The sequence below is a fragment of the Cognatishimia sp. MH4019 genome, from assembly GCF_020177595.1.
Taxonomy (GTDB): Bacteria; Pseudomonadota; Alphaproteobacteria; order Rhodobacterales; family Rhodobacteraceae; genus JAHTBL01.
The window spans coordinates 244209-269702 of sequence record NZ_JAHTBL010000001.1 but is presented as its reverse complement, the minus strand read 5'-3'; the positions used below and the strand labels follow the sequence as shown (position 1 = coordinate 269702).

Sequence of the window (25494 nt, the reverse complement as noted above, 5' to 3'; positions counted from 1 at the left end):
GAATGATCCCCAGCTCCTACCCCCCCGCATCCGAAATCGCGCGCCTCACCGCGCGGATGCTTCTGGAAATCAAAGCCGTGCATTTCAATGCGGACGAGCCGTTCATTCTGGCCTCTGGCTTGCCGTCGCCCACCTACATCGATTGCCGCAAGCTGATCTCGTATCCGCGCATTCGGTCCACCTTGATGGATTTTCTGACCGTCACGGTGATGCGCAACGCAGGCTTTGAAGCCTTTGACAATATCGCCGGTGGCGAAACCGCAGGCATCCCCTTCGCCGCCTTCGTGGCCGAGCGCATGGCGCTGCCGATGAGCTACGTGCGCAAAAAGCCTAAAGGGTATGGCAGGAACGCCCGGATCGAAGGCGCAATGTCCGAGGGCGAGCGGGTTTTGCTGATCGAAGATCTGACCACCGATGGCGGCTCCAAGCTGAGCTTCGTCGACGCGATTCGCGAAACAGGGGCCACTTGCGGGCACACCGCGGTGATCTTCTATTACGGCATTTTTCCGGAAACGGAAAAAACCCTTGGCGATCATGGGGTTCAATTGCACCACCTGTGCACATGGGCCGATGTCGTGGCCGAGGCCCGCGCCCAAGGCGCCTTTGACGAGCCCACCCTGATCGAGGTGGAGAGCTTCCTCAAAAACCCGCGCGCATGGCAGGACGCCCGCAAATAACCGCCAAATTCTGCGGCCTTCCCACGCGGATCGTCGCTGGCGCAACCCTACATATTGACGTGACCGCCCCTCTTGCGACAATATGAGGGCCTTTCCGGCTTTTCCACAGGCTGTCCACATAAAGATACATTTTGCGACTGTGACAGCCCTCGGCTATCCCGATCACGGGAAAAACGGGTGATAGAATGAACGATATAACGCCGATAACCGGCCAACAGGTTGATGCAAATAGCGGGCTCGACACGATGCCCCACTCTATTGAGGCCGAACAGCAGCTTCTGGGCGCAATCCTGACGAATAACGACATTTTCGACCGCATCGCCGCGATCATCGGGCCAGAGCATTTCTACGACCCCGTCCACGCCCGCATCTTTGAAACCGCCGCCAACCGGATCACCAAAAACGCGCTCGCCTCCCCAGTGACGCTGAAAGCGTTTCTCGAAGAAGATGAAGGGCTTAAGGAACTTGGCGGTCCCGCTTACCTCGCGCGCCTTGCCGGTGCCGCTATAAGCGCCTTTGCCGCGCGCGATTATGCGCAGATTATCTACGACCTCGCGATCCGCCGCGAATTGATCGGCGTGGGCCGCGATATCTCGGCTAAGGCCGCGCGGGTCGATGTCGAAAGCGAACCGAAAGAGCAGATCGTCGAAGCCGAACAGCAGCTTTACAAGCTGGCTGAACAAGGTCAGTCCGAAACCGGATTTCAGAGCTTTCTCAAGGCGGTAACAGACGCAGTTAATGTTGCCAACGCTGCCTATCAACGCGATGGCGGGCTGGCTGGTGTCTCTACCGGCCTGATCGACATGGACAAGAAACTGGGCGGCCTGCACCGCTCTGACCTGTTGATCCTCGCAGGTCGTCCGTCCATGGGCAAAACCTCTCTCGCGACCAACATCGCGTTCAACATCGCCAAGGCCTATAAGCACGGCGCGCTGCCTGACGGTTCCGAAGGCGCGGTCGAAGGCGGCGTCGTCGGCTTCTATTCGCTGGAGATGAGCGCCGAACAGCTCGCCGCACGTATCCTGTCAGAAGCCTCCGAAGTCCCCAGCGAGCAGATTCGCCGCGGCGACATGACCGAGGCCGAGTTCCGCCGGTTCGTTGAGGCCGCCAAGCAGCTCGAAGCCTGCCCGCTTTATATCGACGACACGCCCGCCCTGCCGATCAGCCAGTTGGCGGCCCGCGCCCGCCGCCTGAAGCGCACCCACGGGCTGGATTGCCTGATCGTGGATTATCTGCAGCTTGTCCGCCCGGCGACCGCTAAGGACAGCCGCGTAAACGAGGTCTCGGAGATTACCCAAGGCCTCAAAGCCATCGCCAAGGAACTCGACATCCCAGTGGTCGCACTCTCGCAGCTCTCGCGTCAGGTCGAAAGCCGCGAGGACAAACGCCCGCAACTGTCAGATCTGCGCGAATCCGGCTCAATCGAGCAGGACGCCGACGTCGTGATGTTCGTCTACCGCGAGGAATACTACAAAGAGCGCGAGAAACCCGGCGATCACGAGCTTGAAAAAATGGCCGTCTGGCAAGACGAGATGGAGCGCCTGCACGGCCGCGCCGAAGTTGTCATCGGCAAGCAACGTCACGGCCCCATCGGCACGGTCGAGCTGTCCTTCGAGGGCCGCTTCACCCGCTTCGGCAATCTTGTGAAGCCTTGGCAGCAAGGCGATGGCGAGACGAGCTTTTAAAATGGCTTCTACTCGGGCTTTGAATTGGGCTTGACGCCCCGACCCCTCCTGTCAAAACGGTGCGCATGGGAACCGCGAGCTTAACAATTGATCTTCCGGCGCTGGTCGCCAATTGGCGCGCGCTGGATGCGATGACAACCTGCGAAACCGGTGCCACCGTCAAAGCCAATGGCTATGGGTTGGGCGCGGGCAAAGTGGCGCGCGCGCTCGCCCAAGCTGGCGCACGGCACTTCTTCGTCGCTGTCGCCGAGGAAGGTGCCACCATCCGCGAAGCGCTTGGCCCCGGCCCCGCGATCCATGTGTTCTCAGGCCATATGCGCGGCGACACCGACATGATCGCGGATCTGCATCTCACCCCGATGCTCAACTCGGTCGAACAGCTGACCCGCCATCTGGAAGCGCTGCCCGGTCATCCCTTTGGCGTCCAGCTGGACACAGGCATGAACCGTCTGGGCCTTGAGCCCGCAGAATGGAACGCCCTGCGCGAGATTATTTTGCCGCAAAACCCGGTGATGGTGATGAGCCATCTGGCCTGCGCCGACACGCCGGATCATCCCATGAACGCCCAGCAACTCGACGCTTTTCGCACCATGACCGACGGGATCAACGCGCCGCGCTCGCTGGCGGCAACCGGGGGCATCCTGCTGGGGTCTGAGTATCACTTTGACATGTGCCGTCCCGGCGTCGGTCTTTACGGTGGTGCACCGTTCACAGACGCTGCACCAGTTGCATATCTCGACCTGCCAATCATCCAGGTACGTGATGTGGCGGAAGGCGAAACTGTCGGTTACTCAAACACTTGGGAGGCGAAGCGAATGTCGCGCGTTGCAACCGTCTCCGCCGGATACGCCGATGGTGTGATCCGTGCGATGGGGCCGAATGCGAAGCTTCGGTTCGGAGAGGCGCTTTGCCCGGTCGCTGGACGCATTTCGATGGACCTGATCACGGTCGATATCACCGATCTCGATGAGGAGCCGCGTGCGTTGTCGTTGCTCGATGACAAACAAACGGTGGAGACGCTGGCAGAGGCCGCAGGCACCATTGGCTATGAAATCCTGACCTCCCTCGGGGCGCGCTACGGGCGTCGCTACGTTACCGGATGATCCTTCTTCGACCAATTGCAGCACTGGGCAGTGCCGTACTTGCCATGCTTGCCGCTGTCGGGCGGGTGGCGCTGTTCGCCGCGCAAACAATCAGCCACCTTCTGCGCCCACCTTTTTACTTTAAAGAGTTCGGGCAAGCCCTTATCACCATTGGATACTTCTCCCTTCCGGTTGTGGGTCTGACCGCGATTTTCACAGGGGCTGCGCTGGCCTTGCAGATCTATGAAGGCGGCTCGCGCTTTAATGCGGAATCTGTCGTGCCCTCCATCGTCGCCATCGGCATGGTGCGTGAACTGGGCCCAGTTCTGGGCGGCCTGATGGTTGCCGCCCGCGTTGCGTCCTCCATCGCGGCCGAGATCGGCACGATGAAAGTGACCGAGCAGATCGACGCGCTTGTGACGCTGTCCACGCACCCGATGAAATACCTCACCGTGCCGCGCGTGCTGGCCGCCACGCTGGCGGTGCCGGTTCTGGTGGGCGTGGGCGACGCGATCGGCATCATGGGCGGATATCTGGTTGGCGTGAACAGGCTCGGCCTTAACTCCGCCGCGTATCTATCTAATACCGTTGACTTTTTAGAGTTTTGGGATGTCGCGTCAGGCCTTATCAAAGGGGCCGTCTTCGGCTTCATCGTAGCCCTCATGGGTTGCTACTACGGCATGAATTCGGGCCGCGGTGCGCAAGGCGTCGGACGTGCCACCAAAGCCGCCGTCGTCGCCGCATCGGTGATGATCCTCGCCTCCAACTACCTGCTGACGGAGCTGTTCTTCTCGGCATGATCACACTCCATCAGGTTCATAAAGCATTCGGGGATAACCACGTTTTACGCGGGGTCGATCTGACGATCCCCAAGGGCGAAAGCATGGTCATCATCGGCGGCTCAGGCACCGGCAAATCGGTCATGCTGAAATCTGTGCTGGGGCTTGTGACCCCGGATGCGGGGCAGATCATCGTCGATGGCCAAGACGTAACCGCCGTCGAACGCGACGCGTTTCTGGCGCGGTTTGGCATGCTCTTTCAAGGCGGCGCGCTGTTCGACAGCCTCACCGTCTGGCAAAACGTGGCCTTCCGCCTGCTGCGCGGATCGCTGAAAAAACCGGCCGAGGAAGCGCGCGCCATCGCCATCGAAAAACTGCGCCGGGTGGGCCTGAAGGAAAACGTCGCAGACCGTTTCCCGGCGGAGTTATCCGGCGGCATGCAAAAACGCGTAGGCCTCGCCCGCGCCATCGCCGCAGAGCCAGAGATCATCTTTTTCGACGAACCGACCACCGGGCTTGACCCGATCATGGCCGGTGTCATCAACGATCTGATCCGCGAAATCGTGGTCGAAATGGGCGCCACCGCCATGACCATCACCCATGATATGTCCAGCGTCCGCGCCATCGCCGACGATGTGGCGATGCTGCATGACGGCGTGATCCAATGGACCGGTGACGTGGAGCAGATGGACACGTGTGGCGACCCCTATGTCGAGCAATTCATCAATGGCCGTGCGGAAGGCCCGATTGAAGCCGTCCGGTAAACAATCACGCCACAAGCGCGTTTGCATGCGAAATCAAAGACTTGCTTGAAACGTTAATTCGGTTAACGTTTGTCTCAGGGGTTGTCAGTAAGAGAGATCGTTCAGCGATCCAGTGCGTGACCTCGACGGGGTTGGTTTTGTAAGGCGTCAATTAGGACGGCTTTTTACGATGGATACGCAACGGTCTGCGCTTTTTAACGTGCAAATTTTCATGCAGCGCATTTCTCTATTTCTGATGCTCACGCTCGCCTTTGCGGTGATCGGCCTCACGATCCTTGCGGCGTTTTCCATACTGCCGTGGCTGGAGCTATCCCTGACATTTGGCGGCGTGACCTACCCTTGGGCAGGCATGGCGATCCAGATCGCTTTTGCGCTGTTCGCCCTGTCGCTGTGCTTTTACCTGCCCGCCAATGGCCGGATCATGGCGCTTGAGAAATCCCATCGGGAGTTTTCCTTGCGTATGGATGACGTGGCCCGCGCCTATCACAAGGCCCATTCAGCAGACCGTAAAGGTCTCTTCACGCTCGGCTCGGAATTTGACAGCGTCAAAGAGCGGATCATGCATCTCAAGAACCATCCCGATCTGGAAGAGCTTGAGCCGGAGATCCTGGAGATCGCCGCCCAGATGAGCCACGAATCCCAGGAACTGGCCTCGCTTTATTCCGACGAAAAGGTCGACCGCGCGCGCAACTTCCTGCGCCAGCGCCAACAAGAGGTGCGCAAGCTCGAAGAGCGGATCGAGAACGCAAAGGTCATCACCCGCGAGATCAGGCACTGGCAACAACAGGTCGAAATGGACGAAAGCATCGTCGCCTCCCAACTGCGCCGTCTGCAGGATGATCTGGTCGACGTCTTGGCCCCGCTGGGTCTCGGTCTGATGCAAGACGATCCCAAAGTTGTCACCATGGCCAAGACAGAGCGCGCCAGCAAAGCCTAACGCCACCTCGCGAAAACCCCCGTGACGCTGGCCCGCGCTCATGCCACTCTGCGCGCCATGCGCTCTGCCTTGATCTTCACCAATCTGGCCCTTCTGGTTCTCTTTCCCATCGCCTGGGCCGCGCCGCTTATTCGCGCAGGCCTGCTCCCGCTGTTCAAGCTGAACGAGATTTCCGTGCTGTCGGGCATTCAGGCGCTCTGGGCCGAGGATATCCTTTTGGCGGTGCTGGTTAGTTTCCTCGCCCTTGTCGCACCCTATGCCAAGACGCTGACCCTTGCTGCACTGCATCTGGGCAAGCTGTCGGACCGCCACCTGCCCCTGATTGCCTGGCTTGGCAAGCTCGCCATGGCGGATGTTTTTCTGATCGCGCTTTATGTGGTGGTCATCAAAGGCATCGGCGTGGGCCGCATCGAGATCGCGTGGGGCCTTTACCTCTTCACCGCCTGCATCCTTGCGTCGCTTGCCATCTCCTTGCTGACCCCGCGGTTTGCGCCCCGCTTGGCAAGCCCGTCAAGCTAGGGCATTAGGGGCAAAAAGGAGGACCCGCATGGAGAATTACGTCGCCCTTCTGGGCATGTTGCTTCTTTGGGCAAGTGTGATCTGGCTGCCGGTGACGGTCTATCGGGCAAAAGCTTTGGACGGACAGGCGAAGGCCTGGGCGCTTAGCGCGATCTTTGGGTTCTTCATGGTGCTCTTTGGCTTTACCCGCGCGATGGCGGATGGATCGGCCACGATTCTGATCTGGTCGGTGGCTTGGGCGATGCCGATCGGGCTGGCACTATATCTGCGCGCATCCGCCCCGAATGTGCCTGTTCCAGGCTGGGACAAATGGATGGGCGCCGTGGTGCTGATCACGTTCCTGCCGATGATCGGGGTGCTTCCGGGCATCCTGCGCCACATCTCGGCGGCGATCTGGTAATGGCCAAAGGCACACGGTTTGTCTGCGCCAAATGCGGCACCGCCCATTCCAAATGGCAAGGCCAATGCGAGGGCTGCGGCGCATGGGACACGCTGGCCGAGGAAAAGCCGCTGTCTTCCGGCCCCTCGTCCAAGTCGCTGGGCAACCGGCGCGGCAAGGCGCTGCATTTGACCGATCTTGCCACGCAAGAGGCTCCACCCCCACGCACGCTCTCAGGCGTGGCCGAACTGGACCGCGTTCTGGGCGGCGGTCTGGTCGAAGCCTCGGCGCTGCTGGTCGGCGGCGATCCCGGCATCGGCAAGTCGACATTGTTGCTGCAAGCCGCCGCACGGTTCGCGCGCAACGGCCTCAAGGTGATCTATGTCTCGGGCGAGGAAGCAAGCGCACAGGTGCAAATGCGCGCCCAGCGCCTTGGCCTGACCCAAAGCCCCGTGCATCTGGCCGCGGAAACCAACCTGCGTGATATCCTCACCACGCTTGAGGAAGAAAAGCCCGACCTCGCCATCATCGACTCGATCCAAACCATGTGGGCCGACAATGTGGAGGCCGCCCCCGGCTCCGTCTCTCAAGTCCGCGCCGCAGCACACGAGCTGACCAGCTTTGCCAAACGCAAGGGCATCGCCATCGTCATGGTCGGCCACGTCACCAAGGACGGCCAGATCGCCGGTCCGCGCGTCGTCGAACATATGGTCGACACCGTCCTTTATTTCGAAGGCGAGCGCGGCCACCAGTTCCGCATCCTGCGCGCGGTCAAGAACCGCTTCGGCCCGGCAGACGAGATTGGCGTGTTCGAAATGACCGGCAAAGGGTTGGCCGAGGTCAAGAACCCCTCCGCCCTGTTCCTGTCCGAGCGCGGGCAACCCTCCCCCGGGTCGGTCGTCTTCGCTGGCATCGAAGGCACGCGGCCTGTCCTGTGTGAATTCCAAGCCCTGGTCGCCCCCTCGCCCCATTCCCAACCCCGCCGCACAGTCGTCGGTTGGGACGGCGGACGCCTTGCGATGATCCTCGCGGTACTCGAGGCGCGCTGCGGTGTGCCCTTCACCGGCCTTGATGTCTATCTGAACGTCGCTGGCGGCATGCGCATCTCTGAGCCCGCCGCCGATCTGGCCGTCGCCGCCGCGCTGATTTCGGCCCGCGAGGACGCGGCCTTGCCCAAAGACTGTGTTGTTTTTGGCGAAATCAGCCTCTCAGGTGCGCTTCGACCCGTGGGTCAGACCGAAAATCGGTTGAAAGAAGCGCAGAAACTTGGTTTCACCTCCGCAATCGCTCCGGCCCAAAGCAAATTGGGCGCGGGTGCAGCGCTGGAAATCAAGCAAATGGCTGATCTGGCGGAATTTGTGACGCAAGTGTTCGGCGAACGCTAGGCCCGAACCCAAGGAGCGGACGGCATGGAAGGTTTTACAATCGTTGACGGTGTGGTCGCCGCAATTGTGGTGGTCTCAGCCCTTCTGGCCTATTCGCGCGGCTTTGTGCGCGAAGCCATGGCGATTGCCGGCTGGATCGGCGCTGCCGTTCTGGCCTTCATGTTCGCCCCCGCTGTCGAGCCGCTGGTGCGCGAAATCCCCGTTGTAGGTGACTTCATCGGCGACAGCTGCGAGCTGTCGATCATTGCCGCCTTCGCCGCCGTGGTTGCGATTTCGCTTGTGGTCGTGTCGGTCTTCACGCCGCTCTTTTCCAGCATGATCCAACGCTCGGCTCTGGGCGGGCTTGACCAGGGTCTGGGCTTTCTCTTCGGCGTGCTGCGCGGCATCCTTTTGGTGGCCGTAGCCTTCTTCGTCTACGACACGGTGCTGACCAGTCAGGACCTTGAAATGGTGGACAACTCCCGTTCCGCAAAAGTCTTCGGCCAGATGACCGGCCAGATCGAAGAGCGTGACCCCTCTGCCGCATTGGGCTGGATGACAGCGCAATATGAGCAGCTTGTCGGCACTTGCGGTGCAGCCCCGGCAGAGGCCGCAACCCCGACCGAGTAACCCATTTCCCCGTCACTGGCGCCAAAACGCGCCGGTCTTACTCTGCCGCGATCAAAGACATCGCGTGACCCCGGTTCTCGAAAGGCAGCGGCTCGGAGGCCCACGCCTGAATACGCTCTTTCGCGATCATGCCCGGCAGACGTTTTGCAGGCATCGAGATCACCGCATAGCGCCGCCCGTCCCCGGTATCGACATGGGGTTGGCCCACACGTTTGGCTGGATATCCCAACTGCCGCAGTGCCCGCACCATCGGCAGCGGCGATAGCGACATCAGCTCGACACCGCCGCGCTTTTTGGCGATGCAGACCAACCCGTCCAGGATCAGCGTCAGACAGCGGCTTCGCTCTGCCGCGCAAAGCGCGTCATCGACGACAAAGCGCGTGATCTCCCAGATGCGCGGTGTCGCCAGATCGGCGTCCATCACATCGCCCGGAATATCGGCCAGCATACCCTTGGCGGCATCGCGCAGCATATAGCTGTGTGGCCCCCAGACAGCGGTGGTCGGCATCGCCCGCGCACCGCCAATCACCCGCCCGTCGCGGATCACCAACGAATAATGCGCCGAGGGGTTGTCATACTGGTCCATTTCAACCCGATCATCATGGGGAATGTCCCATCCCAGATCATCGACGAAGAAACGTTTGCGCAGTTTGAGGAACTGAAAAAAGGCAGGGCCATGCAGATGCATGTCAGACAAGTCAAAGGTGATGTTCTTCATTTTAGCTCTCCTTTTTGGCGACTCTGAGTTAATCGCCGCCAAGGGGTTCTGTGAACATAAAACACGGGCGACCTGTCAGAATTTAGCAGCCTGACGGTCAAAATCATCAAAAGACAAAGCGCAGGCCTAGATCAGCCCGAATTGAGTGGCCTTGGCGATCGCATGGGTCGAATTGCGCGCATCCAGTTTCAGCTTGGCACTTTTCAGGCGCTGCTTGATCGCGCCTTCGGATACGCCCAGCTGATGCGCGATTTCTTTCAGCAGCATCCCGTCGCGCGCAAGACGCATCGCTTCCAGCTCGGCTTCGGTCAGGTTTGTGGGCGGCGTCAGGGCATCATGACGCTCTTGCACGATATCTTGCAGGCGGGCGATCTCGGATGGTGCGAACTCCCGATCATGCCGCGCGAATGACCCAAAGCTGCGACTGCCCTGCTCGACGCCTGTGGCGGCGTCCCCTGGCAGGTCGCGCAGGCTGACGGCGACACCGAACGTCAAGCCGAAACCGCGCGCCTGATCGAGGATACCAAACGGGTCGTTCTCTTTCAGCGCGCTCCACCGGGTTTGGCCGGTTTCGGCATAGGCCCAGCGCAGAATCGGGTCCTGCATCATGAAGCCGCGCGCCGTGTAGTGACGCACCCAGCCAAGCGGCATCGCATTATGTTCCTCTGCGGGAAAGACAAACCCCATGCGCACAGCGATGTGATAGCCCGCTGGGGCGAGCGTTTTCAGCTCTTCTAGGTCTATCAAATTCTTCATCCCGCCCAGAGCACTAGCCAAAAGGCAATGTATAAAAAAGTAGTCGCCCTGTCCCGACTAAGCTATCCTTGGGGTAGTATCGCAACCGATTAACGAAACGGCAACAACTTGACGCAGGCTAGCACGTCCACTCAGCAAATTCGCGCTGTTGACGCGACACTCTCTGAACTGAGCGCGCTTGCGCCGGACGGATTTGCCGTGGGTTTGCATATTACCTTTTCGACACCGAGCTTTATGTTTCAGACCTACCCTAGCGCGTGGATGACACATTACACGCAAAACGGTTTGGTCCTGCAGGATCCGACGGTGCTGTGGGGTTTTGCCAATCAAGGGCGCATCGACTGGGCCGACCTGGAAGACACGAGCCCTGCCAAAGTGATGCAGCAAGCCGCGGATTTCGGGCTGAAACACGGCCTGACCGTCGCTCTTGAGAAGAACGATAGCCTGAGCATCGCCAGCTTTGCCAATCAGTCGCGCGCATTCACCTCGTCTGAGGCGGATGCACTGGAAGACGCCGTGCACAAGCTGCACCAGATCACCGCCCCGGATCAGAACCTGTCCAGCAAAACAACAGATGCGCTGCGGGCGTTGTCAATAAAGCTCACTCATTAAGCTCTATCGCCGCAGGGGCTGCGCGAACTATGATAGTTTCGTGACACTGCCCAAGCTCTCGCTTATGACAAGGGCGACCGCTGCCACGGATTCGGAGCCCCGTTCCTTGACCTGCCAAAACATCCCCGCGATGCCCCCCGCCCATCCTTTTGACGACGACAAACTCCGTGAAGAATGTGGGGTGTTCGGTGTCATCGGCGTCACTGACGCTGCGAATTTCGTAGCCCTCGGCCTGCACGCACTGCAACATCGCGGGCAAGAAGCCGGCGGGATCGTCAGCCACCACCCCGAGGAAGGCTTCAACAGCGCCCGCCGCTTTGGCTATGTGCGCGACAATTTCACCAAAGCCTCCTTGATGGAGACGCTGCCGGGGCCGCTCTCTATCGGCCATGTGCGCTATTCCACCACCGGCTCCAAGGGCAACACCGCGATCCGCGATGTGCAGCCCTTCTTTGGCGAGTTCTCCATGGGTGGGGCCGCTATTGCCCATAACGGCAACATCACCAATGCCGACAGCCTGCGCCGTGAGCTGATCGAGCGCGGCTCGATCTTCCAGTCCTCCTCGGACAGCGAATGCATCATCCACTTGATGGCGCGCTCCTTGCAGCGCACGATCCCCGACCGCATGGAAGACGCACTCCGCCGTGTCGAAGGCGCATTCTCGGTCGTCGCCATGACCCGCACCAAACTCATCGGCGTGCGCGACCCGCTGGGCGTGCGCCCGCTGGTGCTGGGCCGCGTCGCCGATGGGTATGCGCTGAGTTCCGAAACCTGCGCGCTGGACATCATCGGCGCCGAGTTCGTGCGCGAGATCAACCCCGGCGAGATGGTCGTCATCACCGATGACGGCGTCGAAAGCCGCTACCCCTTCCGCCCCACCAAATCGCGGTTCTGCATTTTCGAACACGTCTATTTCTCGCGCCCAGACAGCATCCTCGGGGGCCGCTCGGTCTATGAGACCCGCCACCAGATCGGCGTGGAACTGGCCCGCGAAGCCCCGGTGGAGGCTGATCTCGTCTGCCCTGTGCCCGACAGCGGCACACCTGCAGCCATCGGATACAGCCACGAAAGCGGCATCCCCTACGCGATGGGCATCATCCGCAACCAGTATATGGGCCGTACGTTTATCGAGCCGACCGAGCAGATCCGCAACATGGGCGTCCGCCTCAAGCTGAACGTGAACCGTGCCCTGATCGAAGGCAAACGCGTGATCCTTGTCGATGACAGCGTGGTGCGCGGCACGACCTCCCGCAAGATCAAGGAAATGATCCTCGATGCGGGCGCCAAGGAAGTGCATTTCCGCATCGCTTCCCCGCCCACGGCTTGGCCCTGTTTTTATGGCGTCGACACGCCCCAGCGCGAAAAGCTGCTGGCGGCCACGATGTCTGAAGAGGAAATGCGCGATCATCTGGGGATAGACAGCCTCAAGTTCATCTCGCTCAACGGGCTTTACCGCGCTGTCGGAGAGGCCAAAGGCCGCGACCCGAACGCCCCGCAATATTGCGACGCCTGCTTCTCAGGTGAGTACCCGGTGGAGCCGCGCGACATGATCGACCAGGGCTTCCAGATGAAGACGGCTGCCGAGTAACCGATGACCCAAAAAACAGTCCTTATTACCGGGGCCTCCCGCGGCCTTGGTGCCGCAATGGCCGAAGCGCTGGCCCCGGCCTACCACGTGATCGCCGTCGCCAAGACAGTTGGCGCGCTCGAAGAGCTGGACGACCGCATCAAGGCCAAAGGCGGCGAGGCCACGCTCGCGCCCATGGACATCACCAATGACGGCGCGATGCAGCACCTGTGCAAATCCATCTATGATCGCTGGGGCAAGATCGACCTGTGGATCCACGCCGCCGTGCACGCCGCCCCGCTGTCGCCCGCCTCCCACATCAACGAGAAAGACTGGGACAAGAGCTTTGCGGTCAACACTCGCGCCACCTCGCGCTTGATCGCCTATGTCGCCCCGCTTCTGGGCACGACAGGCCGCGCGGTTTTCTTTGATGACACCACCATCGCGACGCCGTTCTACGGCAGCTACGGCGCATCAAAAGCCGCACAAACCGCTCTTGTGCGCAGCTGGCAATCGGAAACCGCCAAGACCGGCCCGCGCGTCGATATCGCCAACCCCAAAGCCATGCCCACCGCGACCCGCGGCCGCTTTCATCCCGGCGAGGACCGCTCGAAACTGACCGACCCTGCGACCGAGGCGGACCGCATCATCGCCGATCTCGCGCTCTAGGCTTCTTTTGTCTTTAAATACCTAAATCCGCGCGTTGGGGTCAGGTGCCTCCGGCGGGAGTATTTGGGCATAGATGAAGAGGCTTGTCGCCCGCACCCTGCTCCCATAGGAAGGTCAAAAGGGGCAAAGCATGCGTATTCTCATCACAAATGACGACGGTATCAACGCACCGGGGCTAGAGGTTCTCACCGCGATCGCAACCGAGATTGCAGGCCCCGAGGGCGAGGTCTGGACGGTCGCACCCGCCTTTGAGCAATCGGGCGTTGGGCATTGCATCTCCTACACGCACCCGACGATGATTATGGAGCTGGGCCCCCGCCGCTTTGCCGCCGAAGGCTCGCCTGCGGATTGTGTCTTGGCCGGACTGCATGACGTGATGAATGGCAACGGCCCCGATCTGGTGCTCTCTGGCGTCAATCGGGGCAATAACTCGGCGGAAAACACGCTCTATTCCGGCACCATCGGTGGCGCGATGGAGGCCGCGTTGCAGGGCATTCCCGCCATGGCATTGTCGCAATATTATGGGCCAGAGAATGTCGATCTGGAGAACCCGTTCGAGGCCTCTGCCCAGCATGGTGCCGATGTCGTGCGCCGCTTGTTGGCCGCGCAATTGGACAATCCCAGCGATTATTCGATCTTCTATAACGTCAACTTTCCGCCCGTGCGCGGCGCGGAGGTCAAAGGGGTCGCCGTCACGGCCCAAGGCCGCCGCCCGGACACCCAGTTCAAGGTCGAACCGCATCACGCGCCCTCGGGCCGCAAGTTCCTGTGGGTCAAAGGCGGTCCCCAGCATCATCCGACCGCTCCCGGCACCGATGCGCATGCCAATCTTGATGGCTATATCAGCGTCACGCCAATGCGCGCGGATTTGACGGCCCATGACACGCTCGATGCGTTGAAAGCGCAGATGGGATGACGCCCTGATGACCTCTGAGGCTGAACGCAAAATGCAGTTTCTCTTCGCGCTGCGCTCGCGCGGGGTGACGGATGCACGCGTTCTGGATGCAATGGAAAAGGTGGATCGTGGCCCCTTCGTGAAAGGGCTGTTTGCGGAACGCGCCTATGAGGATATGCCCTTGCCCATCGCCTGTGGGCAGACAATCAGCCAGCCATCGGTTGTGGGCTTGATGACCCAAGCGCTCAAAGTGAGCCCGCGCGACAAGGTGCTGGAGGTCGGCACCGGCTCGGGTTACCAAGCCGCAATCCTCGCCCATCTGGCGCGGCGGGTCTACACGGTCGACCGCTACAAGCGTCTGGTGACAGAAGCCCGCGCGATATTTGACGCGCAAGACATTACCAATATCACCGCCTTCACCGCCGATGGCAGCCATGGCTTGCCCGATCAGGCGCCCTTTGACCGCATCCTCGTGACAGCGGCAGCCGAGGACCCGCCCGGTCCGCTCTTGGCGCAGCTCAAGATCGGGGGTATCATGGTTGTGCCGGTGGGGCAGTCGGACACGGTGCAAAGCCTGATACGGGTGACGCGCAGTGACACAGGCTATGACTACGACGAATTGCGCCCCGTGAGATTTGTGCCCCTTCTGGAAGGTCTGGGCAAAGAGTAGATGACAAGAGTGTGGGAGAAACCCGCGCCGAAAGGATTGAGGACACGCGCCATGGCAGTTTTCCGCTTGCCCGCCCGCCCGCTGATGAGGCCCTTATTGCTGGGCAGCACATGCTTTTTTCTGGCCGCATGCGACCAGCCGCTGGATTTCGATCTGCGCGATCTGGGAGGTGGGTTTGACACCACGGATGCTGCGCAAAACGCCACCGCCGCGCGTCCGCCCTCGGACAATCGGGGGGTCATTTCCTATCCGAATTACCAAGTCGCCCTGGCCCGTCGCGGTGACACGGTCGCGGATGTGGCCCGCCGCATTGGCCTGTCGCCAGACGAGCTGGCGCGCCATAACGGGTTGACCACGGGCGACGTGCTGCGCGAAGGGGAGCTGATCTCGCTCCCGCGCCGTGTGACGGAACCCTCGCCCGCCACCGGGTCGGCCACAACCGGGCCGCTGACCCCGTCACAGGTCGATGTGACCGAGCTTGCCGGCAGCGCGATTGCCAATGCCGAGGCGAGCCAGCCCCGCGTCATACCGAATGCGCCCACAGGCGTGGAGCCGATCCGCCACCGGGTCGAGCGCGGAGAGACCGCTTTCTCCATCGCGCGGCTTTACAATGTTTCGCCCCGGTCGCTGGCCGAATGGAACGGTCTGGACAGCGCCATGTCGGTGCGCGAAGGCCAGTTCCTGCTGATCCCTGTTGTGGTCCCGGGCGGCAGCCCGACCCCGGCTGCGGTAAACGATCCTGGCACCGGATCGCCCACGCCGACACCGCCCAGCGCTGTGCAGCCCTTGCCCGAGGATAACCCGAATATCGCCGCCGCCGCGCCGCGCCCTGAAAGCCCGGATCTTGGCGCGCAGCAAACGCAGCCCTCCAATTCAGACGCGCGGATGCAGATGCCCGCAGACGGTCCGATCATCCGGGCGTTCCGCAAAGGAACCAATGACGGTATCGACATCGGAGCGGCTGCAGGTGCGCCCGTGCGCGCCGCCGATGGCGGCGAGGTGGCCGCGATCACGGCAGATACCGATCAGGTGCCGATCCTTGTGCTGCGCCATTCGGACGGGTTGCTGACCGTCTATGCCAATATCGATGACATCGCGGTCGCGGAGGGCGCGCAGGTGCGCAAGGGCCAGAAGATCGCCGAAGTACGCGGCTCGGACGCGCCGTTCCTGCATTTCGAGGTCCGCAAGGGTTTTGATGCCGTCGATCCGATGCCTTATCTGAACTAGCGCCGCACGCGCTCTTAAGGTTGCATTCAGCAAAGGGCTGCCTGCCCCGCCAAAATCCGGTTTCGCACGCGAAACGGGGCTTAGTTTGGGTTGGGCGGCTGAGAAGGGTTTCGCATGCGAAACCCTCTTGATGTGGCAATGAACCAGGTCCGGTTGGATCGGGCATTTCCAGACTTAACATAATACCGAGCAGCGCAGCGCCGGTCGGTCTGATCAGGTTTTCTTAAACAATGCACAGAGCTGTTTGAGCGGTCCGCGGGCGCTGTGTTGAGCTGCCGGTAAGGATCTTGTTTTGGTCGAGAGCCTGCGGGACGTGATCCTGCCTAGATGAAGGTTGAGACCCTGTCGCGCAAACCGCTACAGGGTCGCGCGTCAGGAGGCCCCTTCTGACACGACATTCCAGTCGGTCAGTTCGGTCCGGTTCAGGATATAGATTTCGTTTGAAGGTGTTGCCAAGGCAGGCCCCATAATGCGCAGATCAATTCCCATGTCATCGAAATGCGCCAAGACCTCGGCCTGACCGCTTTGAATGTCCTGCGTTGCAAGAAACGCGGGCAACATCGTGTTTTCGCCAAAACTATGCTGATGCACGCCGACGCGGGCCCCTTCTGCGACTGTCCGTTGGACCCCGCCGACAAAGATATAAGGACAGGCAGACAGGCACACGCTTTGCTCTGCGATCTGTGTTGTCATCTCTAACTGGCGTAGCGTGCGCCCGATCTCCAACGCATCCGATACGCTGCCGCCGGGGCTGTCGAGCGTCACGATCGTCGGCGCAATCCGCTGCAGTTCCGCAACGATACGCGCCCCGTCGCCCGGCGCAATCGCACCGCGCAGGGTCACAGTGTCGACGCCTTGGGTCGTCACTATCAGCTGGCTTGGCATGTTGGGGTCAATGCCTGCGCCCGGTTGCGTCGGATTTGACGGCTGGTAGCGGCGCGTCTGATCGCCGGGTTGCGTGGGCCGGTTCAACGCGGGCGCGTCCGAGGATGGCGCAAGCAAGCTGGGCAGCATGCCCGCCGCATCCGCCAGTTTCAAAAGCAAGGCGACCACAACCTGACCGCCCAAAAGCCACCGCATCGTGCGCCGCTCGGTCAGAACCGGAGGGTCGGTTTGGGTCTGATCGGTCATTCGACGACCCGCGGTGTCGGTGGCCGCTCGGTGGTTTCATGACTTTGCGCCGAGGGCGCGCTCTGCATATCGCGAATGGCGATCACCGCCGCCTGTAATTCGGCCACTGTCAGGGTGTCTTTGGGGTCGGCTGGTTCGCGCCCCGTTCGGATGGCGGCCTGTGCTACCGCGACAATCATCACCAAAACCGCTGGCAACAGATCAATCGCAATCGCCCCCGCCCAAGACGGTGCGAAGTTGCGCGCATAAAGGATCACGGCATCGGCTGTGGAGATGGGCGTATAAATCACCTCTGATGCAGGTTCGATGGCCAGCACGTCCGAGGCTGCGACTTGCAGCGTATCGGCACGTTGCGCGAGGACCTCAAGCAGAGAGGTGATGGTGGCCTGCTGTGCCGCCTGCCCGCCAACATTGTCCGCATCCAGCCGTGGCAACACCACCGATTGCGCCAGATCACGGGCCGCGCGATCCACCAGCGGGGCCACCGATAGCTGCCTGAGTGTCGTGATCACGCCCGCCAATCTGACGGCTTCTTCCGAGAATTGCACCGACCGGTCCTCGACCGCGCCGGGGGCGACGGTCAGCGCGCGCATCCGGCTGAGAATGGCGTTGCCTTCCGCAAAAGCCGCTGCGATCGGGACCTCCTGCGCAAGGATCAATTGCTCAAGTGCGGCCAGTTCGTCTGATTTTTGGGTCAGAACGCGAAAGACAGCGCCGCGCCCGGCAAGGCCTGACAGGCCACCGCCTGCCTCTTGCTCGGACAGGTCCTCGAAGCTCTGGCGGGTGCGTCCGACATCCAGCCCAAGCGCTTGGGCCTGCAAGGTGATCTCGTGGGAGCGTTCAAGAGATGTCTGATAGTCCTGCACGGTCTTGGCGAGGTGTTGTTCAACCGCCGCCGAGCCTGCAAGGGCTGCAGCGTTCAGCCAGGATGACATCGCGATGATGGCACCAGAGCCGATGACCATCGCAAAAAGCAGCCAAAGCCGCGTCGCTGCGGTGCGCATCACCGGCAGCAGGCGCAGCAGATAGGACCAGAACACAAAGATCCCCGTGGAAACGGCGGCGGAATACGCAACAGCGGCGAAAAGTGACAAGGCGCCACCATCGTCAAGCAATCCGCGCACCCCGAGATAGGTGTAGATGCCCGATGCAACGGCCAGAACGCCAAGGGCTGCGGACGTGAAACTGTCGAGCCATGTCAGGTGGTCTTCAACCTCGCGCGCATGGCGCAGCCCGTTTGTGTCCTGGTTCACGATCTGTCTCCGCTTGATGACTTATCTGGGCCAGACCGCCGAAATGACAGCACAACACCCTCAACCTGTCTGACAATGGCGCAGGTCGTCTATGAGAGTCCATTGCGATGCCGCAACTTTGATCGGCGCGCGCGTTGGCGGCGGATGCTCGCCACAAAATCGCGTCACAGGACGCGCGACAGGAAAGCCTTGGTGCGCGCTTCGCGGGGGGCCGCAAATAGCGCGTCTGGCGGGCCTTGCTCCAATATGCGACCGGCATCCAGAAAGCAGACCTTGTCGGCCAGTTCGCGGGCAAAGCCCATCTCGTGCGTGGCCAGCACCATCGTCATCCCCTGCCCGCGCAGATCGCGCAGCACGTCCAGAACCTCGCCCACAAGTTCGGGGTCAAGCGCGCTTGTGATCTCGTCAAACAGCATGATCTGCGGTTCCATCGCCAGCGCCCGGATGATCGCGACCCGCTGTTGCTGACCGCCAGAGAGCTGGTCTGGATAGTGCTCCATCCGGTCGCCCAGCCCAAAGCGCGTGAAAAGCTGGGTGACTTTCGGGCGCAGATCATCCCGGCTCAGCCCGCGCACGCGGCGTGGGGCCAGCATGACGTTCTCGGCCGCGGTCATATGGGGGAAGAGGTTATAGCTTTGAAACACGATGCCGATCTTCTGGCGCACGGGCTGGGGATCGAGACCCGGCTCGGAGATATCCTGCCCGTCCAGCCAGATTGTCCCGTCGTCAATCGGCTCAAGAAGGTTCATGCAGCGCAGCAGCGTGGATTTGCCCGACCCGGATGCACCGATCAGGCACACCATCTCGCCTTCCGCCACATCCAGATCAATGCCCTTGCACACCTCATGATCTCCGAACCGCTTGCGCACCCCGCGCAATCTCAGTTTTGCCGTCATGAGCGCGCCCGGTTCTGTTTGTTCATCAGGTAATCGGCATATCGCGTAGCGGGGATCGTCAAGGCCAGAAAGATCAGCGCCGCACCGACATAGGGCGTGAAGTTCGCGTAGAGCGATTTGTAAACGCCCGCCTGCCGAAAGATCTCGACCGGGCCGATAAAGGACAACAGCGCCACGTCTTTCTGAAGCGCGATAAAGAGGTTCATATTGGCAGGCACCACATTGCGGATCGCCTGCGGCAGCACGACAAAACGCATCGTGTCCCGGTCGCTGAGACCCAGCGAGGCGGCGGCGGATCGTTGGGACTGGTGGATCGAGTCGATACCCGACCGGATGACCTCGGCCACATAGGCCGAATAGACCAGCACAAGCGCCAGCGTGCCCCAGATATACGGGCTGTTCCAGGGTCGCGGCAGGCCCAGTCCGGGGACGCCGAAGCCGATGATGTAGATGACCAGCACGACGGGCAGGCCCCGAAAGATGTCCGTATAGGCGATCCCGAACAGCCGCAGAGGAAAGAGCGCAGGCGCACGGGCGTCCCGGCACAGCGCGATGGCCAGACCGGTGAGCGCGATCAGGGGCGCGGACCACGCAAAGATCATCACGTTCAACAAAAAGGCTTCGAGTAGCCCGGGAAAGGTCGCTGCAAAGACCCGACCGTTGAAGAAGGCGCGTTGCACGGCCTCCCACCCCGGGGCGAGCGGCACCAGCAGGACAATGGCCAAAACCACACTGACCGTCGAGATCAGCGCGATCCGGTTCGCGCGACGCCGCACACCCGCCTCATAGACCTCGCGGCGTGTGGGCGCGTCGGCGGCGCGCTCTTTCGTGCGGGGTTGCAACGATGTGTCGGCCATCTACTCGATGACCGGAACGCCTGTTGCTTCGGCGAGCCACTTGGCCTCGATCGCGGCCAACTCACCACTTTCGGTCAGCTCGGAGATTGCGGCATCAACGCATTCCTTCAACGCAGAGCCCTCTTCCATCAACAGGCCAAACTGGTCGGGGCGCTCTGATTGCTCGGGCGGGAACTGACCCAACAGCGCGCCGCCTTCGACGACCACAGCCGACAGATAAAGCGCGGTCGGCAGATCATAGAGCGCCGCATCAATCTGACCGGCCATGATGGCGGCGTTCACATCGGCGTTGTCGTTGTACAGCAGCGGATCGCTTGCGGGCTGGATCACGTCGTTGAGCATCGGAAGCGCGGTGGTCGTCGCGACCGCCCCCCATTTCAGGCCCGCCAAGCTGTCCAACGTTGCGGTCGCTCCGGCATCGACAACGCTTTGCGTGGTCAGCACCGCCATGGCAGCCGTGTAGTAAGGCAGGCTGAAATCGACCATCTCCTCGCGCTCTGGCGTGATCGAGTATTGCTGCATGTTGAAGTCAAAGTTCTTCGCACCCGGCTGGATCGCTTCATCAAAACTTGTGCGCACCCATGTCACGTCATCCGCCGCAAACCCCATCTTGTCGGCGATGGCATAGGCCACGGCGGCTTCGAACCCTTCACCGCTTTCGGGTGCGTCATTCATCACCCACGGATAATAGGCCGGGTTGCCGGTCGCGATGGTCAGCACGCCGTCGGAAAGCGTCTTTCCGGCAGCGCAGGTGCCTTGAGCCAGCACCGAGGTCGCAGAGATAGCCAAGGCCAAAGCTGTGGTCGCAAGCAATTTCATCCAAACGTCTCCCTGATTTCTGATTGGCTGGAATGTTCTTACTCGCCGGTGGATTTGTCCAGTGCACAAAGGCATCCGCATGCGTGTTCCCAAACCATGGCACAGCGTCTGTCTATTCCTTGATCGCTTGCGGGAGCCTCATCAACGGATGGTTGAATAATCGCGAGTTGAAGACCGGCGGCCCGATCCAATTTTGGCCATCCGTTTGTGGTTTTCGCTGCAAGATCGAAGTTTTCTGGCGGCAAAGATCAGGAGCAATATCCGATCTGGCGATTGGGAATTTTTGTCAGGCGTTGTGATTTGGGGGCAATCCCGCATTGCGGCTGGTCGGTCGATTATCGACCGTCCCTATCAACCATCTGGAACGGGTCCCTTTGATTTTCGAGCCTGTATTTGCGCGGCGTCGTCCCGTATTGGCGGCGAAACAGTCTGTAGAAATAGCTGCTGTTGTCAAAGCCACAGGCGTCGACCACATCATCAATGGCACGTTCATCGCTTCGCAACAGGTGGGCTGCATATTCGATGCGAACCTGATTGATGTATTCGGACGGGGTCAGGCCTGTGACCGCTTTGCAGGTGCGGCAGACATGTTCGTGACTGCGACCGGCAGCGGCGATGAAACCGGCGGCCCCTTGGCTGAAAACGGTTTGCGATTGTGCCGCACTACACGCTTCGGCGAACCAGCGCGGCGCGTTTGGGGTCAGCCCACCGGCGGCATCCGCCACCCGATTGGTCAACACAAGAAGAAACTCTTCAATGCGCGCCAAAGAGCGATGGGCCGTTTGCAATTGCTGCGCGACATTGATGGCGCGGGCAAATCGGACGGTGTCCAGCTTGTGCATTTCGGGCATATGCGCGGCGCTGTCAAAGAACGCGTTTGCGATTGGATTGGCGTATCTGGCCTTGAGGTGCTGCGCTGTTTCCACCCGAAACATCACGTTGATGATCTGGCATCCTTTGGCGCGGTCAGCGCGAAAAGCGTGGACATCATTGGGGCGGATGAAAGTCAGGTGCCCCGGCTCGAGCTGCTGGGTTTCACCGTTGATCCAATGGCTGGTTTGGCCGCTCTCAATCAGGAAGACTTCAAAGAAGTTATGATCATGGGCGGCATTGGGAAACCGTTTTGCCAAAGACTTGCGGGCGAAATGAAAAGCCTCATCCGGCCTGATGTAGTTCTCGATGTAGAAGGTTGTTTTCTGCATACCGCAAGATTAGCAATTAAATGCTGCTGTGCAGCTATAAAAAATCAATATAGTGTAATAAAATGTCAAAGCTCGTTAGTGACTCTTGGCAGCTGGTCCCTGACCATGGCCGGCGGGAGGACGACAATGATTGAAGATATGCAGGACCTGCGCTTTGTGCCGGCTGTGCAGGAAGACGGGCTCAAGCTGTCCGCGCGTCAGGTCGCGGATTACAATGCGCAAGGTTTCGTGCAGCCTTTCGATGTCTTCTCGGCCTCTGAAATCGTGCATATTCGTCGGTATCTTGATCAACTCATGGCGGATCTAGGGCCCGATGGCGCCTATGGCGTGAATTGCTATCAGGCGCGTCTTTCGGGTCTTTGGGATATCGCGACCAACCCTCGCATTCTGGACCATGTGCAGGACATCATCGGTCCTGATATCCTGTGTTGGGCAACGGCTGTTCTGTCCAAGAAACCGCACGATCCCAAAGCCGTCCCTTGGCACCAAGACGCGTCATTCTGGGCGCTGTCGCCTGCCCGGACGGTAACGGTCTGGCTGGCGATTGATGATGCTGATGCGGAAAACTCGGCGATGCGGTTCATTCCGGGCACGCATAACCAAGGTGCGCTGGATGTGCAGGCTACCGGACGTGAGGCGGTTTTTCATAAGGAAACCGCGAATGCAGAGGCGCTTGGCGATCCCTTCACCAATACGCTGAAGGCGGGACAAATCTCGTTGCATGCCGATATGCTTGTGCATGGATCACTGGCCAACCGGTCTGATCGCAGGCGCTGCGGTTTGACCCTGCGCTATTGCCCACCCAGTGTCAGGATTACTGATCCGGCGTGGGCAAAAGGGGTGGAAGCGATCTTGTGCCGGGGGGATGCCGGAGACTGGGTGACGCATCCACGGCCTGACAATGACGATATCAAACTGACCCAAAGTCCGCATGTGGTGGGGAATAACTGAATGGAAATCACGTGGTTCGGCCATGCAGCGTTTGGAGTAACACCGGCGAGCGGGCCAAGGGTAATCACCGATCCCTATACACCCGAAGGTGTGGGCTATGCGCCGATCAAAGAGCCTGCCGATCTTGTCATTATCTCTTCCGACGATGACAGCGCCCATTGCCGCGCGGATCTGATCGATGGCGATCCGACGGTGGTGAATGCGCTGACAGTAGCGCAGAGCGGTGGATCGGTGACAGCGAACGGTATTGAAATCACCGCCATCGAGGGCGCCGAGTGGGACCACCACCCGGAACACGAGGTTCCGGGCCAGAATGGCATGTACCGGTTCACTCTGGACGGGATTAGGTTTGCGCATATGGGGGATGTCGGCAATCCACTGACCGACGCCCAGCAAGCATTTTTCGAAGATGTCGATGTGCTTTTTGCCCTTGCGGGTGGCTATCTGACGCTGGAGTTGCCCGACCTGATGGAAATGATCCACCGGACCCGGCCCAAGCTGGTGATCCCGATGCATTTTCGCACGCTGACCTACAAGCCGCGCAACACCATGTGGATTGAGAGTTTTCTGAGCCATTTCAAGGACGAAGATGTCGATTTCGCCTTTGGCGCGACGCATGTAATCACGAAGGAGGCCCTGCCAGACCGCACACGTGTTTTGGTCATGGACTACGTCCGGTAACCGGACAAAATACTGGGCGAAAAGCCCTTTTCTGGGAGGAAAGAACATGAAACTGGGAAGACTACTTTTGGCGACCTCTGCGGTTGCCTTGGCGGCAACGGCGGCATTGGCCCAAGATGTTGCCCGCGAGAACACGGTCATTTTTGACCTTGATCGCACCATTCAGGACCCCGAGAACTTCAACTGGATGACACCGGGCACCAAGCGGATGCACGGCGCGCATCAGACGATGTGGGAGCCGCTTTTTATCCTCAACTACGGCACCGGCGAGGTTGATCCCTGGCTCGCGACTGGCTTTGAAAGCAATGCGGACAGCACCGAATTCACGATCTCGCTGCGCGACGGGGTCGAGTGGTCAGATGGAGAGGCGTTCAACGCCGATGACGTGATCTTCACCACTGATATCGCGCTGACCAACGAAGACATTTCCTCGCGCGAGGCCTCCACCATCAAAGCGCAGGTTGCGTCGGTTGAGAAGATTGACGACCTGACCGTCAAATTCACCCTCAACGATCCCAACCCACGCTTCATCGTTGAAAATTTCGGCGTGCGCATCTTCGGGTCTTTCCTGATCATGCCAGAGCATGTCTGGGCTGGACAGGACCCCGCGACATTCGCCTTCAACCCACCGATTGGGACAGGCCCCTACACCTTCACATCCGCTGCGTCGAACCGTGCGATCTGGGATCGCAATGATGACTGGTGGGGTGCCAAAACCGGCTTCATGGACCTGCCCGCGCCCGCACGTGTGGTCTTTGTGGAAACCGGCGGCGAGGAAAGCCGGGCGCAGTTGATGGCCGCCAACCAGCTGGATGCCGCGCAGAATGTGACAATCGGCACATTTGAGGCCATTCAGGCCCAAAACCCCAATGTGATCGCCTGGTATGCGGATTACCCCTACGCCGCCGCCGACCCCTGTGCGCGTCAGTTGGAGATCAACACAACCGTTGCCCCTTGGGACAACGCGAATATGCGCAAAGCCGTGGCCAATATCATCGACCGGACACAGATCGTGAATGTGGCCTATGAAGGCACGACGGCCGCGTCGCAAACGATGTTCGCGCAATATGGCTCCATGTCGCCGTTCATCGACGCTGTGGTGGAGGCGGGCTACGGTTTGCCTGCACGCGCTGATGTCGCTGCGGGGCAAGCGCTGATTGAGGCGGAGGGCTGGTCGAAAGACGGCGACTTCTACACCAAGGATGGCGAAACGCTTTCGGTGCAGATCCACGTCAACTCTGCCTCAACCGAATACACCCGCACCATCGACGTGATTGTCGAGCAGTTGCAACGCGCTGGCATCGACGCCCGTGCGGTGCCGGTGGAAAACGGTGTGTTCTGGGGCGAGGTTCTGCCGTTCGGTGCGTATGAGATGTCCTACAGCTGGCTGTCATGTGGTTCGGTGAACGAGCCTTGGGCCTCGATGGGTCGCTATACGGTCGCCGATGTGGTGCCCGTGGGCGAGCGTAGTCCGGGCTTTAACAACACCGCCCGCTGGGATGGTCCGGCTGCTGAAAGCTATAGCGCGATCATGGAAGATATCGCCGCGCGTCCTTTGGGGGATGCGGAAATCCCCGGTCTTGTGGCCGAAGCCTACGCCCATCTGGACGCCGAAATGCCCTTCATTCCACTTGTTCAGGCAGCCAAGCTCTTGCCGATGAACGAGACCTATTGGACAGGCTGGCCCACGGCGGACAATTACTACAACCATCCGTTCTTCTGGTGGAACCACACCCATCAGATCATCCATAATCTGGAACCGGCTGGTAACTGA

Annotated in this window: 27 protein-coding genes; 19 read left to right on the top strand and 8 right to left on the bottom strand. The window is 60.5% G+C overall.

The window, feature by feature from the left end; translation table 11 throughout:
- The first annotated feature begins 2 nt into the window (after positions 1–2).
- The 10 genes from KUW67_RS01250 (at position 3) to KUW67_RS01205 (ending at position 8816) form a co-directional block, all read left to right on the top strand.
- Entirely contained in the window at positions 3–677 is a 675-nt protein-coding gene (locus KUW67_RS01250) for an orotate phosphoribosyltransferase (protein WP_224823449.1), read from the top strand.
- Between the two features lie 185 nt (positions 678–862).
- Positions 863–2362 (top strand): replicative DNA helicase, encoded by a 1500-nt coding sequence (locus KUW67_RS01245; protein ID WP_224823448.1) that lies wholly within the window; start codon positions 863–865, stop codon positions 2360–2362.
- A gap of 65 nt (positions 2363–2427) precedes the next feature.
- Positions 2428–3465, top strand: coding sequence for an alanine racemase (alr, locus tag KUW67_RS01240; protein ID WP_224823447.1), 1038 nt, complete (start codon positions 2428–2430; stop codon positions 3463–3465).
- Positions 3462–4244, top strand: a complete 783-nt coding sequence (locus KUW67_RS01235) for an ABC transporter permease (protein ID WP_224823446.1) — start codon at positions 3462–3464, stop codon at positions 4242–4244. The genes alr and KUW67_RS01235 overlap by 4 nt, the downstream gene beginning before the upstream one ends.
- Complete coding sequence (locus KUW67_RS01230) at positions 4241–4987, top strand: ABC transporter ATP-binding protein (protein ID WP_224823445.1); 747 nt, start codon at positions 4241–4243, stop codon at positions 4985–4987. Before KUW67_RS01235 ends, KUW67_RS01230 begins: the two co-directional genes overlap by 4 nt.
- 169 nt (positions 4988–5156) lie before the next feature.
- Positions 5157–5924 carry a DNA repair protein gene (locus KUW67_RS01225; protein WP_224823444.1) on the top strand — a complete coding sequence of 256 codons (768 nt, stop codon included), beginning with the start codon at positions 5157–5159 and terminating at the stop codon, positions 5922–5924.
- 57 nt (positions 5925–5981) lie between these two features.
- Positions 5982–6443, top strand: a complete 462-nt coding sequence (locus KUW67_RS01220; protein WP_224823803.1) for a paraquat-inducible protein A — start codon at positions 5982–5984, stop codon at positions 6441–6443.
- A 28-nt stretch (positions 6444–6471) separates the two neighbouring features.
- Positions 6472–6843 carry a hypothetical protein gene (locus tag KUW67_RS01215; RefSeq protein ID WP_224823443.1) on the top strand — a complete coding sequence of 124 codons (372 nt, stop codon included), beginning with the start codon at positions 6472–6474 and terminating at the stop codon, positions 6841–6843.
- A complete protein-coding gene (gene radA, locus KUW67_RS01210) occupies positions 6843–8207 on the top strand; it encodes a DNA repair protein RadA (RefSeq protein WP_224823442.1) in 1365 nt (454 codons plus the stop codon). The genes KUW67_RS01215 and radA overlap by 1 nt, the downstream gene beginning before the upstream one ends.
- Positions 8208–8231: 24 nt before the next feature.
- Positions 8232–8816 carry a CvpA family protein gene (locus KUW67_RS01205; RefSeq protein ID WP_224823441.1) on the top strand — a complete coding sequence of 195 codons (585 nt, stop codon included), beginning with the start codon at positions 8232–8234 and terminating at the stop codon, positions 8814–8816.
- A 37-nt stretch (positions 8817–8853) separates the two neighbouring features.
- Here the strand turns inward: KUW67_RS01205 and KUW67_RS01200 are convergent, their stop codons facing one another.
- Positions 8854–9534, bottom strand: a complete 681-nt coding sequence (locus tag KUW67_RS01200; RefSeq protein WP_224823440.1) for an acyl-homoserine-lactone synthase — start codon at positions 9532–9534, stop codon at positions 8854–8856.
- Between the two features lie 126 nt (positions 9535–9660).
- Positions 9661–10290, bottom strand: a complete 630-nt coding sequence (locus KUW67_RS01195) for an autoinducer binding domain-containing protein (RefSeq protein WP_224823439.1) — start codon at positions 10288–10290, stop codon at positions 9661–9663.
- Positions 10291–10488: 198 nt separating this feature from the next.
- On the opposite strand from KUW67_RS01195, the gene KUW67_RS01190 reads away from it, so the two are divergent.
- The 6 genes from KUW67_RS01190 (at position 10489) to KUW67_RS01165 (ending at position 15930) form a co-directional block, all read left to right on the top strand.
- Positions 10489–10902, top strand: a complete 414-nt coding sequence (locus KUW67_RS01190; protein WP_370634858.1) for an autoinducer binding domain-containing protein — start codon at positions 10489–10491, stop codon at positions 10900–10902.
- Positions 10903–11032: 130 nt separating this feature from the next.
- A complete protein-coding gene (gene purF / locus KUW67_RS01185) occupies positions 11033–12490 on the top strand; it encodes an amidophosphoribosyltransferase (protein ID WP_224823438.1) in 1458 nt (485 codons plus the stop codon).
- Positions 12491–12493: 3 nt separating this feature from the next.
- Positions 12494–13138 (top strand): SDR family oxidoreductase, encoded by a 645-nt coding sequence (locus KUW67_RS01180; protein WP_224823437.1) that lies wholly within the window; start codon positions 12494–12496, stop codon positions 13136–13138.
- Positions 13139–13268: 130 nt separating this feature from the next.
- Positions 13269–14054, top strand: a complete 786-nt coding sequence (surE, locus tag KUW67_RS01175) for a 5'/3'-nucleotidase SurE (protein ID WP_224823436.1) — start codon at positions 13269–13271, stop codon at positions 14052–14054.
- A 7-nt stretch (positions 14055–14061) separates the two neighbouring features.
- The gene (locus tag KUW67_RS01170) at positions 14062–14703 is read left to right on the top strand and encodes a protein-L-isoaspartate(D-aspartate) O-methyltransferase (protein ID WP_224823435.1); all 642 of its coding nucleotides are present in this window, start codon (positions 14062–14064) and stop codon (positions 14701–14703) included.
- A 51-nt stretch (positions 14704–14754) separates the two neighbouring features.
- On the top strand, positions 14755–15930 hold the full coding sequence (locus tag KUW67_RS01165; RefSeq protein ID WP_224823434.1) for a LysM peptidoglycan-binding domain-containing M23 family metallopeptidase: 1176 nt from the start codon (positions 14755–14757) through the stop codon (positions 15928–15930).
- Between the two features lie 372 nt (positions 15931–16302).
- On the opposite strand, the gene KUW67_RS01160 is transcribed toward KUW67_RS01165, so the two are convergent.
- From KUW67_RS01160 to KUW67_RS01135, 6 genes are all read right to left on the bottom strand, one after another.
- A complete protein-coding gene (locus tag KUW67_RS01160) occupies positions 16303–17061 on the bottom strand; it encodes a hypothetical protein (protein WP_224823433.1) in 759 nt (252 codons plus the stop codon).
- On the bottom strand, positions 17058–18314 hold the full coding sequence (locus KUW67_RS01155) for a hypothetical protein (protein WP_224823432.1): 1257 nt from the start codon (positions 18312–18314) through the stop codon (positions 17058–17060). The genes KUW67_RS01160 and KUW67_RS01155 overlap by 4 nt, the downstream gene beginning before the upstream one ends.
- A 164-nt stretch (positions 18315–18478) precedes the next feature.
- Positions 18479–19210 carry an amino acid ABC transporter ATP-binding protein gene (locus KUW67_RS01150; protein ID WP_224823431.1) on the bottom strand — a complete coding sequence of 244 codons (732 nt, stop codon included), beginning with the start codon at positions 19208–19210 and terminating at the stop codon, positions 18479–18481.
- Positions 19207–20067: an amino acid ABC transporter permease gene (locus tag KUW67_RS01145; RefSeq protein ID WP_224823430.1), complete on the bottom strand. Its 861-nt coding sequence runs from the start codon at positions 20065–20067 to the stop codon at positions 19207–19209. The genes KUW67_RS01150 and KUW67_RS01145 overlap by 4 nt, the downstream gene beginning before the upstream one ends.
- Complete coding sequence (locus KUW67_RS01140; protein ID WP_224823429.1) at positions 20068–20886, bottom strand: ABC transporter substrate-binding protein; 819 nt, start codon at positions 20884–20886, stop codon at positions 20068–20070. It lies immediately after the preceding gene.
- A 335-nt stretch (positions 20887–21221) separates the two neighbouring features.
- Positions 21222–22088 (bottom strand): AraC family transcriptional regulator, encoded by an 867-nt coding sequence (locus tag KUW67_RS01135; RefSeq protein ID WP_224823428.1) that lies wholly within the window; start codon positions 22086–22088, stop codon positions 21222–21224.
- 126 nt (positions 22089–22214) lie between these two features.
- On the opposite strand from KUW67_RS01135, the gene KUW67_RS01130 reads away from it, so the two are divergent.
- From KUW67_RS01130 to KUW67_RS01120, 3 genes are read left to right on the top strand one after another with little or no spacing between them, the layout of a single operon-like run.
- Positions 22215–23039 (top strand): phytanoyl-CoA dioxygenase family protein, encoded by an 825-nt coding sequence (locus KUW67_RS01130; protein ID WP_224823427.1) that lies wholly within the window; start codon positions 22215–22217, stop codon positions 23037–23039.
- Entirely contained in the window at positions 23040–23720 is a 681-nt protein-coding gene (locus KUW67_RS01125; RefSeq protein WP_224823426.1) for an MBL fold metallo-hydrolase, read from the top strand.
- Positions 23721–23766: 46 nt separating this feature from the next.
- Positions 23767–25494, top strand: a complete 1728-nt coding sequence (locus KUW67_RS01120) for an ABC transporter substrate-binding protein (RefSeq protein ID WP_224823425.1) — start codon at positions 23767–23769, stop codon at positions 25492–25494.